The sequence below is a fragment of the Olivibacter sp. LS-1 genome, assembly GCF_008245145.1.
In the GTDB taxonomy this organism is placed as follows: Bacteria; Bacteroidota; Bacteroidia; order Sphingobacteriales; family Sphingobacteriaceae; genus Olivibacter; species Olivibacter oleidegradans.
In genome coordinates this window covers 1,167,530-1,180,867 of record NZ_CP041643.1, presented here as the reverse complement: position 1 = coordinate 1,180,867, position 13,338 = coordinate 1,167,530, and the positions used below count along the sequence as shown (strand labels likewise).

General features: G+C 38.4%; 17 protein-coding genes. 2 read left to right on the top strand and 15 right to left on the bottom strand.

Annotated features, from left to right (window positions below):
* Positions 1-9: 9 nt before the first annotated feature.
* The 5 genes from FKG96_RS04805 to FKG96_RS04785 form a co-directional block, all read right to left on the bottom strand.
* The gene (locus FKG96_RS04805; protein ID WP_013664861.1) at positions 10-423 is read right to left on the bottom strand and encodes an HIT family protein; all 414 of its coding nucleotides are present in this window, start codon (positions 421-423) and stop codon (positions 10-12) included.
* Between the two features lie 113 nt (positions 424-536).
* Complete coding sequence (gene greA / locus FKG96_RS04800) at positions 537-1,010, bottom strand: transcription elongation factor GreA (RefSeq protein ID WP_013664860.1); 474 nt, start codon at positions 1,008-1,010, stop codon at positions 537-539.
* 144 nt (positions 1,011-1,154) lie between these two features.
* Positions 1,155-1,847: a response regulator transcription factor gene (locus tag FKG96_RS04795; protein ID WP_013664859.1), complete on the bottom strand. Its 693-nt coding sequence runs from the start codon at positions 1,845-1,847 to the stop codon at positions 1,155-1,157.
* 27 nt (positions 1,848-1,874) lie between these two features.
* On the bottom strand, positions 1,875-3,518 hold the full coding sequence (locus tag FKG96_RS04790; protein WP_149105164.1) for a sensor histidine kinase KdpD: 1,644 nt from the start codon (positions 3,516-3,518) through the stop codon (positions 1,875-1,877).
* A 20-nt stretch (positions 3,519-3,538) separates the two neighbouring features.
* Positions 3,539-5,323 (bottom strand): S9 family peptidase, encoded by a 1,785-nt coding sequence (locus tag FKG96_RS04785; protein ID WP_165446896.1) that lies wholly within the window; start codon positions 5,321-5,323, stop codon positions 3,539-3,541.
* 410 nt (positions 5,324-5,733) lie between these two features.
* Here FKG96_RS04785 and FKG96_RS27175 point away from each other — a divergent pair, with 410 nt between their 5' ends.
* Together FKG96_RS27175 and rfbC are read left to right on the top strand one after the other, a co-directional pair.
* Complete coding sequence (locus tag FKG96_RS27175) at positions 5,734-6,063, top strand: DUF4286 family protein (protein ID WP_130854487.1); 330 nt, start codon at positions 5,734-5,736, stop codon at positions 6,061-6,063.
* 40 nt (positions 6,064-6,103) lie between these two features.
* The gene (gene rfbC / locus FKG96_RS04775; protein WP_013664855.1) at positions 6,104-6,652 is read left to right on the top strand and encodes a dTDP-4-dehydrorhamnose 3,5-epimerase; all 549 of its coding nucleotides are present in this window, start codon (positions 6,104-6,106) and stop codon (positions 6,650-6,652) included.
* A gap of 85 nt (positions 6,653-6,737) precedes the next feature.
* Here the strand turns inward: rfbC and FKG96_RS04770 are convergent, their stop codons facing one another.
* The 10 genes from FKG96_RS04770 to FKG96_RS04725 all read right to left on the bottom strand — a co-directional run bounded on the left by FKG96_RS04770 (position 6,738) and on the right by FKG96_RS04725 (position 13,281).
* Positions 6,738-7,547 (bottom strand): OmpA family protein, encoded by an 810-nt coding sequence (locus tag FKG96_RS04770; protein ID WP_013664854.1) that lies wholly within the window; start codon positions 7,545-7,547, stop codon positions 6,738-6,740.
* Between the two features lie 27 nt (positions 7,548-7,574).
* A complete protein-coding gene (locus FKG96_RS04765; protein WP_013664853.1) occupies positions 7,575-8,015 on the bottom strand; it encodes a DUF983 domain-containing protein in 441 nt (146 codons plus the stop codon).
* Entirely contained in the window at positions 7,978-8,259 is a 282-nt protein-coding gene (locus FKG96_RS04760; RefSeq protein ID WP_013664852.1) for a hypothetical protein, read from the bottom strand. Before FKG96_RS04760 ends, FKG96_RS04765 begins: the two co-directional genes overlap by 38 nt.
* Positions 8,260-8,377: 118 nt before the next feature.
* Complete coding sequence (locus FKG96_RS04755; RefSeq protein ID WP_013664851.1) at positions 8,378-8,902, bottom strand: DUF420 domain-containing protein; 525 nt, start codon at positions 8,900-8,902, stop codon at positions 8,378-8,380.
* A complete protein-coding gene (locus FKG96_RS04750; RefSeq protein ID WP_130854488.1) occupies positions 8,902-9,612 on the bottom strand; it encodes an SCO family protein in 711 nt (236 codons plus the stop codon). Before FKG96_RS04750 ends, FKG96_RS04755 begins: the two co-directional genes overlap by 1 nt.
* 56 nt (positions 9,613-9,668) lie before the next feature.
* Positions 9,669-10,031: a cytochrome C oxidase subunit IV family protein gene (locus FKG96_RS04745; RefSeq protein WP_041387193.1), complete on the bottom strand. Its 363-nt coding sequence runs from the start codon at positions 10,029-10,031 to the stop codon at positions 9,669-9,671.
* A gap of 24 nt (positions 10,032-10,055) precedes the next feature.
* Entirely contained in the window at positions 10,056-10,745 is a 690-nt protein-coding gene (locus FKG96_RS04740; RefSeq protein ID WP_013664848.1) for a cytochrome c oxidase subunit 3, read from the bottom strand.
* A 10-nt stretch (positions 10,746-10,755) separates the two neighbouring features.
* Entirely contained in the window at positions 10,756-11,343 is a 588-nt protein-coding gene (locus FKG96_RS04735) for a cytochrome c oxidase subunit 3 (RefSeq protein WP_242627108.1), read from the bottom strand.
* Positions 11,340-12,209 carry a heme o synthase gene (gene cyoE, locus FKG96_RS04730; RefSeq protein ID WP_013664846.1) on the bottom strand — a complete coding sequence of 290 codons (870 nt, stop codon included), beginning with the start codon at positions 12,207-12,209 and terminating at the stop codon, positions 11,340-11,342. Before cyoE ends, FKG96_RS04735 begins: the two co-directional genes overlap by 4 nt.
* Positions 12,210-12,219: 10 nt before the next feature.
* Entirely contained in the window at positions 12,220-13,281 is a 1,062-nt protein-coding gene (locus tag FKG96_RS04725; RefSeq protein WP_130854489.1) for a heme A synthase, read from the bottom strand.
* Positions 13,282-13,338: the final 57 nt, after the last annotated feature.

The window sequence follows — 13,338 nt, the reverse complement described above, 5'->3', positions numbered from 1 at the left end:
ACGAAAACACTACGAATTACTCGTTAATCTCGCCAGCTCTTGTCTGATACGTTCAGCATGTTCGCTAAGTTGCTCACTGCTAAGCTTCAGTTTTTCTTTCGAGAAGTTGATATCACCTACATGGTTGATAGGTACTAAATGGATATGCGCATGCGGCACTTCCAGTCCAATCACAGCAACGCCCACCTTTTCGCATGGAAAAGCTATTTTGATCGCTGATGCAACAATTTTGGCAAACATCCAGATTCCAATGTACTCATCATCTTCCATATCAAAGATATAATCCGTTTCTTTTTTGGGAATCACGAGTACATGTCCTTCCGCTAAGGGATTGATGTCTAAGAAAGCCAAGAAATCATTTGACTCAGCCACTTTATGCGCTGGAATTTCACCTGATACAATTTTTGAAAATAGAGAAGACATAATACAAGGAAGTAAAAATTAAAAAATTAAAAAAGCATAAATCTAACAACTTAACCCACCGTTAGCGTCATGTAAGCGGTTATGGCAGCAACCGCACATAACCGCTATACAAGCTATCGTGAGATCTCCAATATTTCCAGTTCGATTTTCCCTGCAGGTACCTCTATTTCAGCTTTATCACCTACGGATTTACCTAACAGGCCTTGCGCTATCGGTGATTTTACCGATATTTTACCGGATTTAAGATCTGCCTCTGTTTCGGAAACCAATTGATAGGTCATGATCGCTCCATTCTTTGTGTTTTTTAATTTTACAATGGATAGAGCCAACACTTTGGTAACGTCCAATTTAGATTCATCGATCAATCTAGCATTTGCTAAAACCTCCTCCAACTTTGCGATCTTTGCTTCGTGAAGGCCTTGCGCCTCTTTGGCTGCGTCGTATTCCGCATTCTCGGACAAGTCACCCTTGTCCCTTGCTTCAGCAATAGCTCTTGCTATGGCGGCCCTTCCTTCCGTCTTCAGATACTGAAGTTCCTCCTTCAACTTTTCCAATCCTTCTTTGCTATAATATGTTACGTCTGCCATAAAAATAATACTTTAAGGTTCCATTATAAAAAACAAGCAAGACCACGCCTTATTACCAAGCGTGGTCTTGCTGAGTTAACAACGAAGTTAACTCCTTTTTCTTAAAAAAACAAATCCACTAATGTGTTTAACAGATATTAACAACTAGGTTCTATCTGCAACAAATTTATACCCCATTCCCCGTACTGTTTGTAAATGATACGGCTTATCGGGATTAATTTCAATCTTCTTCCGCAAGCGCACGATATGCATATCGAGGGTGCGGGTATTCACATTGGAACTGTATCCCCAAACCACTTGCATAAGTTCGTCTCTACTGATAACCCTATTCACATTCTGCAAGAAATAAAGTAGAATCCGATTTTCAAGAATAGTCAGCTCTATTTTTTTCCCATCTCTGATTAACGAATGCGTGTTTGGATGGTGTTCCGTGTTACCAAAGTATAAAGTGTCATTTGCGTTGTTAACAAAAAACTTCACTTTATTTTCGATCATTGCTACTAAAACATCCATATTGAAGGGTTTAGTTATATAATCCGAAACACCGAAGCTATATGCGTCTATCTTATCCACGTCCTGCGACTTGGCGGTCATCATAATAACCAGATTATTAAAACCTGCTTTGCGCAAATTTGCACAGACCTCTGACCCTTGCTTTCCGGGTAACATCCAGTCTAACAATACAATATCCGGCTTTTCAGTTAATATTAACGTCTCCGCATCCTTCCCATTCGAGGCCTGTATCACTTGGTAATGTTCCGATTCTAATCGATGAACAACCAAAAATCGAAGGTTTTCATCATCTTCTATTACAGCAATTTTAGTGTTTTTTTGCATAGTTTTACTTCTGTGCTGTTCGTCTAATTAATGTACATATGGCAGTGTTACTAGAAAAGTTGACCCTTTTCCCAAGGTGCTCTTTACTTGGATATCGCCGTCCATAAAATTCAACAATTCTTTACAAAATGCCAAACCTAAACCTACACTGCCTTGTTGGTTATACTGACTTTTTACTCTATAAAATTTTTTAAATATATTTATAAGTTCGCTCCTTGGAATTCCTATTCCCTTATCGACAAACTTAAACATTATTTGCTTTTTTTGCTTAAAAATAGTGATTTTTAACGATTTACTGCCTTCCTCGGAATACTTATAAGCGTTATCTATTAAATTTTGAAACACACTACCGAGTAAGACCTGGTCTGTATGCAAGGTTGACACATCTTTAAGCTCATATTGTAAATCAAAACCGGGGTATTTTAGTTGATACCGATTTACAATTTTTTCGCAAAAGTCTTTTAAATTAACCTTTTCATATTTCAATTTAATGGACTTATTCTCAATTTGTGTAAAAGATAATAAGGTATTCAATAGTTTATTAAGCTTATCTGCCTCCTCATCCAGTATCTTACCGTATAGCTTTCTGGCGTCCTCTTTTAACTCTTTGGCACTTTGAATATTATTGCCCGCAATTTTAATAACACTTACAGGCGTTTTAAATTCATGGGTAAGGTTATTGACAAAATCATATTGCAGCTTAAACATCTTATTATTAAAACTAATATTTCGATAGATCAGGTACCCAATTACAAACAATACCAAGTAGCCTAAGGAAATCATTAGCGCTAGTGGCATAAACCGTCTATTAACCTCCTTTATCAAGAAATTTCTATTAGCGCTAAAGTATATTTTATACGAAGCAAGCGCACCGGGTAAGGGACTCTCCGTAGTCAGCAAGTCGGGATCGGTATCAAGCGTTGCATAGAACAGTGGTTTTATTTCGATCTTTTCATAAAGTTCCGGATGATTATTCACTAATTTTAGGTCCTGCGGATCTATATAATAGCTCAAGATATCCTGTTCATAAATCGAGTTATTATCAATCTCGCTTTCTACGAATTGCTTGTATGCTTTGATATCCTCTTTCCGAGGAATATTCATGTACGTTATTTTCTCAGGAATAACAGCATAAAAGAACTTATTTATCTCATCGTTATTAACACTCCGTGAAGTATCAGCGATATCAATGAAGCTGGCAAGCCTTGCGGCCATACTATTAAAATCATCGGCAATACGAATATCGAATTTTTCACCGGAGTTAGCTCGATAAATTACCTGGCTCTTCGGACAATCTCTTCTAAATTGATACACGGCACGGGGCGTTATCCCTAATCCTGTAGGTGTGTGGCTTACATAAGCATCAAAGAATAAAATGCGCTTTACAAAAGCATACTTTTTTAACACGGAGTCTGCATAAATGAAGGCAGAATTGGAATCGAGATATCCCTGATAAAAGGATACTTCCGGTATTTTATTAAAAAAAAGGTCGTTATAAGACTCTATATTCTTATCTAAAACATCGATTTTTTTTCCGACAAATTCATTTTCAACAAGCTTCCGCGCATATTTCTTTGCAAAGCCCAAGGCTATAATAAATAATAGTGATGCCAGGACAGCAAATGTGATAATAAGCCAGTAATTTTTTCGATAATGGTTATGATTTGGCATATATGATACCGATAAACCGATTAATTAGCGCCCAAATTGTTGGCAAAAAACACTTCAAGTTGCTGATAAAACGCCAAGCGAGCCTGTTCATCTTTAAAGTAATGTCCCTCTTTCTCTTTCAAAAAATAAGTTATATTAATGTTTTTGCCCTTCAGGTCTCGTACCATTTGATTGGTCTCGTTTACATTGCCACGTTCGTCCTTACCGCCTTGTGCAATAAAAATAGGCCCCTTTATCTTATCCGTATGAAAGACAGGTGATACTGCGCGAAAATAGTCTGCCTGTTTTTCGGGATTACCAATGATTTCATAATACATCTGCAAATAAGGTTTATAATAAGGAGGAATTTCTTTTAAATAAGTAAACAAATTGGTTATTCCCGAATAGGATGCGGCACATTTATACAAATCGTTATGAAAACAGGCACCGTATAGCGCGCAAAATCCGCCGAAACTATATCCAAAAATGCCAATTCGTTTAGGATCCGCGACCTTCTTATCGATCAGATATCTTACGCCATCAGCAATATCTTCCTGTATCTTTCCGCCCCACTCACCGAAACCGGCTGACCAAAACTCTTTTCCGTAGCCCGTTGAGCCCCTATAGTTTGGTTGAAAAACAGCATATCCACGATTAGCAAGAAACTGAACTTCGCTATTATATTCCCATACATTTCTTGCAGAAGGACCATTATGAGGTATAACAATAAGCGGTAAATTTTGCTTTTTTAGCTGATTGGGCAATGTTAAATATCCACTAATCGTCATACCATCTCGCGCGTCGTAACGAATAGAGTCCATCTTACATAATGCTGTTCTGTTCAAAGCGGGGTTAACATCGGCTAATTTCGTTAAATGATCGTCTTGGATGCTATATAGGTAAATTGCCCCCGGATCGTCATCAGCGTAAGTACGAATGATGAACCTCGTTTCAGCGTCGTTCTTATCGATCACCCGCATCCAGTATCCGTTTAGTCTTCGCGTTAGATCTTCATGAACCTCTTTAATCTTCTTATTAAAATAATGTCTTTCGGGTTTCCAAGTATCGTATTCCGCATAAGCAAGCCCTTTCGCAACGGTCGAAAAACGGATATTGTCGATGTCGACTTCCGGATGTACGTAAATGGTCTTAATTTCTTCTCCTTTCTCCAAGTCGATGATGACCAAGGCTTGCTTATCTCTGTTGATATTCGACAAGGCATATATGTGATTTGCTTTCCCCTCAATAAATCGCAGAGGCTTCACCGTTGTTTTGAAATTATTCTCGAAAACATGCTTAAATTCGCTCGTCTCATTATCCCGATAAAGTAATGTCTCATTTACGCCGTCGCTCGCTACCGCCAAACGCACTTTTCCATCCAGATCTGCAAACCAATTACTGATATTACCCGGATTCTTTGCCACCATCTTTAAATGACAATTATGAAGATTTAACCGATATACGTCAAAAGCAGAAGAATCACGTTTATTTAGCGAAATCAACAACTCATCATTATTCACCTGCTGGCTTACCCACCGAAATCGCATTGGCTCCGGGGTAATGAGGTTACGGACGGACAACGAGGTTCTATTGACAGCATATATATTCAGATTATCATCCTTCGACCGTTCTTTCCAAAACACCAGTTCGTCGTCATCTGCCCAAAAATAGTTTGCTATATTCTTATCCGTTTCTGTTGTGATCCTTTTGGTTTCTGTGTTATTCCAAGTCGTTAGATAGATATTTTGAATCCCCTTGTATGACTGCAAAAAGGCAATATACTTTCCGCTGGGAGAAATCTGAAAGTTTCCTTTCGGCGATTTCATAAAAAAACTTTCCACCGGTATTTCTTCCCTTTTTGCGAAATTCGAGCAAGCGGAAAGGCATAAAAGAAAAAATACGACGATGATAGGAGTAAAAATCCGCATGTATACCCACCTCTTTTTTGTACCCAATTTGTTGATTTCTTTCAGACATACAGCCAGATTTGTATGCCCTTATATTTATGGTTAAGTTAGCAAAAGAAGCTTTTTTTTTCAAACCTCACTCGTAACATTTAAAGTACACTTCTTTTGGCTCCGGTATACCTGCCTTTAATATTCAATAAGCATTTATAATAAAACACCTTTTTCTCGGTCATCTTCTATTAATATTGCTCTTTTGCTTAATTCAAACCGATACAGAATCGATTAAGAAGACATGCGATTGCGCTGATTTAGCGTGGCAAGTACTATTAATGCCAGAGGATTGCTATCTTAGCCGAATGATTTTATTTAATATTACACATATTATTTCTGATCAAAAAGTTTTAGCGTACACCGAATGGCTTAAAACAGAATATATCCCCTTGGTGAAAGCTCATTCTTTATTTGAGGAAATAAGACTTTTAAAAATATTAGACTCTCCCAATGAGGGGCACTCGTTCAGCCTTCAATTGCTAGCAAATAATAGAGAGGACATACTAAAGTTCAAAGAATCACTGTTTACTATTTTACAACAGAAGATGCAGGGAGATTTTTATGGACATCTCTTCTTATTCGATACCCTTATGGAGTACATCGATTAAGAACATAACAAAAACGATATAAGCTACACACTAATAAAATATGAATTTTGTAAAAACACCTATCGAAGGAGTCGTTATTATTGAACCAAAAATATGGGAAGATAACCGAGGACAATTTTTTGAAACTTATAACGAAGCATTATTTAGGGAAAATGGCATTGACGAAAAATTCGTCCAAGATAATCAGTCGGTTTCCTGTAAAGGCGCGCTTCGTGGTTTACATGCACAAGCAGGTCCTCATGCCCAGGGAAAACTTGTCCGAGTAATTAAGGGAAGTGTGATCGATGTCGCTGTGGATATTAGAAAAAACTCACCTACCTTTGGCCAAACCTTCCACATTGAACTTAGTGAGGCAAATGCCAAAATGCTATGGATACCTGTAGGCTTTTTACATGGTTTTGTTGCTCTGGAAGAGAACACTATTTTCTGTTACAAAGTAACCGGTAAATATGATAAGGCAAATGAAATCGGCGTTCGTTACAATGATCCTACCTTTAACATCCAATGGCCTTTACCACAAGAGGAGCTGATTTTATCAGACAAGGATCTTCAATTACCGTTGCTTGCCGATATCAATAATCCTTTTTAGTTCGTAGTTGAATAGTTGAGTGGTTAAGTTGTTAAATAGCACTCGACCATTCAACCACTCAACTATCCCGCTATTCAACTACCTACTATTTTATCAATTCATAAAGCTCATCCAGCTTTGGAGAAAGAACAATTTCTATTCTTCTGTTAGCACTCCTAGCCTCGGGTGTGTCTGCGGTATCTACAGGGGTAAACTCGCCCTTTCCCGTTGCTATTAGCCTCTTTGGATCGATTCCCTCTTCCTCTGTTAGATACCTGACAACCGAAGTTGACCTCAAAACGCTGAGATCCCAATTATCCTTTATTTGTCCCAAGCTTCTCACCTTCTGATTATCTGTATGACCTTCAACGGCCATATTGATTTCGGGCTGCGTATTCAAAACTTTGGCTAACTCGGCCAAAGCTTGTTTCCCACGCTGATCAATTATGATACTTCCCGAAGAAAAGAGTAATTTATCAGCAAGTAGGACATATACTTTACCCTCCCGCATATCAACGGTCAACCCGCTTTCCTTAAATCCCAACAGCGCACGTTGCAACTTATCTTTTAATTGATTACCTGCTTCCTCTCGTTTCCGCAGTACATCTTCTACCTCTTTCAGGCGTTCCTCGCGTTCAGCTAAATTTGCGGCCAGTTTTTTCGCCTCACTTGAGCTTGAGCTCAAATTCTCTTCCAATGAAGCAAGCCTTCTTCCCAATGATGCTGTGTCGGCCCTTAGCTTCGCCAGTTCATCTTCTAAGTTGTCATTTTTGATTTGAGCTGTCCGCCAACCTTGATTTAATGAATCCTGCACATTTAGCATAGCTTGGTAGGCTTTCGGGGACATCACTTTGCAACTACTTATAAGTAAAGCAATAAATAGAAACAAGCAAAAAGCCTTATTAAAAAGTATCATAGCGTTTAAATAAAAGGAAAACTGATCTCAATCATCCAACTGATATTTTGGATTGTATTTAATCTTGGGCGTCAGAAAATACAGCAAAATCAGTCGCGAATATCGATAATTAAATGGGGCCAAAAGCAATACTGCTATAAACAACACAATCGAATAGAGCCAAGGAGACTCACTTCCGGTAATTAAGTAGGTTGTCAAGCCGATGGTGATTACTTCCAAAACTGCCATGGCATAACTTACATACATAGCAGCATAAAAGTAGCCGGGTTCAATTTCAAATTCCAAGCCGCAGTATGGACAAATATCATTAGTTCGTTGTTTACGAAAGCCATATGTACCACCAATGAACATTTTTCCCGTTCTGCATTGAGGGCATCGGGCTTCTATTAACGCACGTATCTTGCTCCTACCCGCCATGCCTCCATGAAAACTAGTTGAGATTGATCGGGTCGTGTTTGAAATTAACATCAACCTGCTTCCTTCGATATTTTTTATACCACATATATCCTACGGCGCCTACCGCCAAATAAGGCATAGCTAATAAAAACAATATCCCTTTGTTTAAGCCTTTGCCTTGACTGTTGCCATCTTTCACCGATTGCTCAGCATTTAAAGTACACATCGCGCATTGTGCATACACCGGTTTGACATAGCTGACAGCAGCAATTGTCAAAAAAAACAGCAATCCAGCTATTCTGAGAATCTTTTTCATTTGCTTATTTTTAAATGATAAAGCTAATCTGTTTAGTATAGCGCAACTTTTTATTGATCCTTATTATAGAAAACGAAATTACGCAATAAAAATTACTTACACGAAGCTAGTTTATCGACTAATTGTAGTAAGGAGCCATCATTAAGTACACGATTACGCCTGTAATGGTGACGTATAACCAAATAGGAAAACTCCAACGTACTAATTTACGATGCTTTTCAACTTGCATCTTCATCCCTCTGTAAAAACTGAACAGAACAAGGGGCAGTACAATGGCCGAGAGCACAATATGCGTTATCAATATAAAGAAATAAATGGGACGAATAATTCCTTGCCCCCCAAACTTTGCCTCATTACCGGTGGAGTGATAGATTATATAAAGCACCAGGAAAAGCGAAGAAAGTATAAAGGTAATGATATTCAGCCTTTTGTGCATTGTAATATTTCCTTTCCGAATATAAAAGAAAGAGATGATGAGCAAGACGGTGCAAGTTCCATTAATCATGGCATTCGCCTTAGGCAAATAGAAAACCCAATCCGGTATAACTTTCCAGGCGATCAGTCCACTTTGCAATAGTGCAACCACGACAAAAACAAAAACCGATACGCCCCAAACCAATCTAAAGATAGCCTTATCACTCATTATTGTCTTATGCTTATATTTCTAAATTCTTCCGTTAATAACAACTTAATTTCGTCAATCAGTTTATCAACATCCGTTTTAACCAAGGCGTCGTAGTACCCTCTTATTCTTCGTTTTGAATCCAATAGAACGATTGATGAACTATGCGTAACAGGGGTATGCGCTTTTGGGTCATAAACAACATCTAACAGCAAGCCATCTTTGGCCAACGTTATAACTTCTTCGTAGTTCGCCGGTGATAGCATATACCAATTTCTAAACTTACCCCACCCTTCCTTATATTGTTTCAAAACGGAGGGTGTGTCACTATAAGGATCAATGCTAACCGAATAAAGCTCAACCATGGCGTTTTTTTCGAAACGTTTGGCAATCTGTTGCATCACTTGGTTAATAGGCTTCGCTAGCTTCTCTTTCTTTGTAAAGAAGAAATTAATAACTGCCACACTGCTATCCGGTTTAAAGGTTACCGTAGAGCTATCGCTGTTTAACATGCTGAAAGGTTGCACGGCATGATAAAGTGTATCGGGAATCTGTTTACCGCGCTTGGTATGAAAAGTTCCCGTTAATTTCTTTTCGCCATAAAAGGGTAACGATTTATAACGATTCTCGCCCTTTTCCTGAAGTAGATAATAACAAAATCCCGGTAAAGCCAATATGGTTACCAGGATTGCAATCTTCTTTATTGAAAAGGACTTTGTTTGATCTTTCATTCTGCGTAATATACCACTCTAATCAATCTATCGAGAAAGACGCTACAAAGAAAATACTATCCGAATACATGATTCAAATGTATACTCAGATAGGATCCTTCCGTTAATAACAGAATAATGAAATATATAATAAAGACAAACACAATGAGTGTCGACACTATAAATCCCATTTTCTCAAACTTTAAGTGCATAAAATAGGCCACAATATAATAAGCCTTCACCAGTGTAAGCACTATATAGATGAAATTAACTAAAGGTCCTTTTTCAAGAGGCCCATGATAAACTAATGCCAATGCAATGAAAAACTCTAGGCAGGTAATCGCTAATAAATAAAAGAAAACCTTCCAGATCAACTTTTTAGACATATCAGCATGATGCTCTTCATGTGTATGTTCCATATGTGAATTATGTTCGCTCATTTGTATATCGTAAGGAATGAAAAATTAAACCAAGTAAAAGAAAGTGAATACAAACACCCAAACCAAGTCAACGAAGTGCCAGTACAACCCTACTTTCTCGATCATCAAATAGGTTCCTCTTTTTTCAAATACATTTGCCATCGTCATAAAGAGAATGATGATATTGATGATTACACCGGTGGTTACGTGAAACCCATGGAAGCCTGTAATGGTAAAAAATAGATTAGCGAATTGTTGGGCTCCTAATTTATCAATACCTTCATAATGCGTAGGTATACTGCCCCACCAATATCCTTCGTGATGCAAATGCGACCATTCTAAAGCCTGACAGCCTAAAAACATCAAACCGCCGATAATGGTAGCAATCATCCATCCTACTACTTCTTTTTTAGCATTGCGATGTCCTGCTTCTACTGCTAACACCATGGTAACCGAGCTCATGATCAGTATAAAAGTCATGATCCCCACAAAGACCAACGGATAACCATGATCGGCAATTCCGGGAATGGATTGAAAAACATCATCCGGATTAGGCCAGGTTACCTGGGCAAAACGCTGTGCACCATAATAAATCAAAAAGGCGGAGAAAGTAAAGGCATCTGATACCAGGAAAAACCACATCATAATTTTGCCATACTCCATGGCAAAAGGAGATCTACCACCATTCCATGGTCCAGATTTCACTTGATCTAATTGCGATACAGTAGTACTCATTTAATTAGTTTTATTGATTCAAAAGTAAGAAAACATATATATATATCCATAGAATATCCAGAAAATGCCAGAAAATAGTGGCAAGTTCCATTCTAAAACGATTTTTAATTAAAGGGTTCCCATTATTAGCTTTAAAAAAAGCATTTAACAGTACAATGATACCAGCCAAGATATGCGCTTGATGCGCCCATACAAAGACGTAGATGAAAGACTGGGATGCATTATTATTAATGAACATCACGCCATTTCTAGCCAGCTCCATCCAGGCACTATATTGCAGGAAGAAAAACAAGCAGCCTAGCAGAATGGTCAGCCCTAACCATAAACGTTGTTTTACGACATTGCCGATTTTAGCCGATGCATAAGCTAAATGCATACAAAAACTGCTTAGCACAATACTGATCGTACTGTAAATAAAAGTATTAGGTAATAACGTTTTTAAGCCCTTATCTTCCCCTCCCGCCGAATAAACAATAAAACCACTGGACCAAGCGGCGAAGAGCATGAATGATACCACTAAAAAAACGTATAAAGAGAATTTCTTCGCCTTTAAAGACGTTAGATAATTATTATTATCCGTTTGTTGAACCATTATCATATCTTAATAAAATCAAACAACAACACTAATTGCATTAACGGTAATATGAAAAAAGATGTAAACATTACTTTCCTTGCCGAAGCCAAGTCCCTTTTCAAAAATAGCTGCAATGCAAAATAAGCAAATACTAACCCCGCCAAAAGCGACACAACTGCGAGCGTATATCCTGCAAAACCATACCAAGTAGGTAACAAAGAGACAGGTATGAGTAGTGCTGCAGATAAAAAGACCATAAAGGCACTTATCGTATCCTTCCTCGTGGTGGGTAGCAACCTAAATCCTGCTCGCTTATAATCTTCATCAAGTACCCAAGCGATACTCCAAAAATGGGGAAACTGCCAAACGAATTGAATTCCAAATAAAATTAGTGGTATCTCGTCAATGAACGGTTCCTTAAAAGCTGCAAAATACCCAATAAGCGGCGGCAAGGCTCCCGGAAATGCACCAACAAAAACGGCAATGGGCGACTTTTGCTTTAAGGGTGTATAAAAGAACGCATACATCAAAATTGAAAATACCGACAGTACTCCTGTAAGGAAATTTAATCGAACCAATAAAAGTGTGCCGATTAACCCCATCAACAAACTTAAAACCAGTGCTTGTCCCGACGTCATTCTGCCCGATGGTAAAGGTCTATCCGCTGTCCGCTTCATTAATTTGTCGAGATCGCGTTCAATAATCTCATTAAAACCATTAGCAGAACCCGTCACCAGTAATCCACCTATCGTTAGAATAGCCCAATTTAACCAATTGATATCTCCTTGTGCCCTACTCCCGACAAGAAAAGCAATTGATGCAGAAAATACGACTGTAAAAGAAAGTCGAACTTTTATTAACTGCTTTAAATCACTTATAAAATCCTTCACTTTAATCAATTTACTGACCTATGTATTCGCTCGTCTTTCCCAGTAAGAGCATGAGGTAATATTGAGCTCCAAACAACAAGCTAGCCAACACCAAGTGTGTGGTTTGAGCATAAGCCGGAACTCCCAAATACGAAAGAATAAAGCCTGTGGCGAGCTGCAAAATAACGAGTAGAACAATCAGATTAACAATTCCGCTCTGTACACTTTTATGCGCATATCTCGTTCGAACCAAAAAGAATAATAATAGGCACAGAACAAAGACTCCTATAGCTATATCACGATGGTAGTTAAAGTAGTTACTTAGCTTCGATACCCATTCAGCGCGATTGTCAGATGACGACGCAATGAAATCGATTTCCTCTCGCACCGTTGTCCCCAGTATTACCTGCACAACAATAAGCACCAAAACCACTAGAGCAAGCAATTTTGCTGATTTATTCCCTCTGTTGATCAACAGACTACTGTCTCTTAGCACTTTAGCTTGGAAATAGGTGTAAATACTAATTGCCAATATAACCAATGCCAACAACATATGTACGGTAATTACCCATGCCAATAAATTGGTGGAAACAACAATGGAACCAAGCCAAGCCTGTAGAAATACAACAAATAAATTGAGTACGCTGAAATAGAAAATACGCTTTTTACTTTTCAGGAACGCAGTGGAAAAAACAGCACACAATAAAAGGAAAAACCCTGTAACTGCACCAACTAACCTATTGATATACTCCGTCCATGTTTTAGCCGCATTAAACTCCTCATGTTGAAGAATGCTCTTATCATTTCTCAACTCCTCAGCTAACTCGGCGAATCCGAATAGATCCAATGTCTTCGCAAAGCGTTCGTTCTTTCTTGCCCGATTGTCAATGTACTTTTGCTCGTACCCTTCAGGTAACTGAGACTCGTTTGTTGGCGGTACGTACTGGTCAAAACACTTTGGCCAATCCGGACAGCCCATTCCCGAACCGGTACTTCTCACCACTCCACCGGCCAGGATAAGCAAAAAGAGCGATAGAATAGTAATTTTATTTACTACTACAAATCTCCTCTCGCCAGGTAAATAGACACTCATTAGCACAAAAATGGGGCACCCGATTAGCTTATAAGCTTAGGCAGATACCCCAAGTTC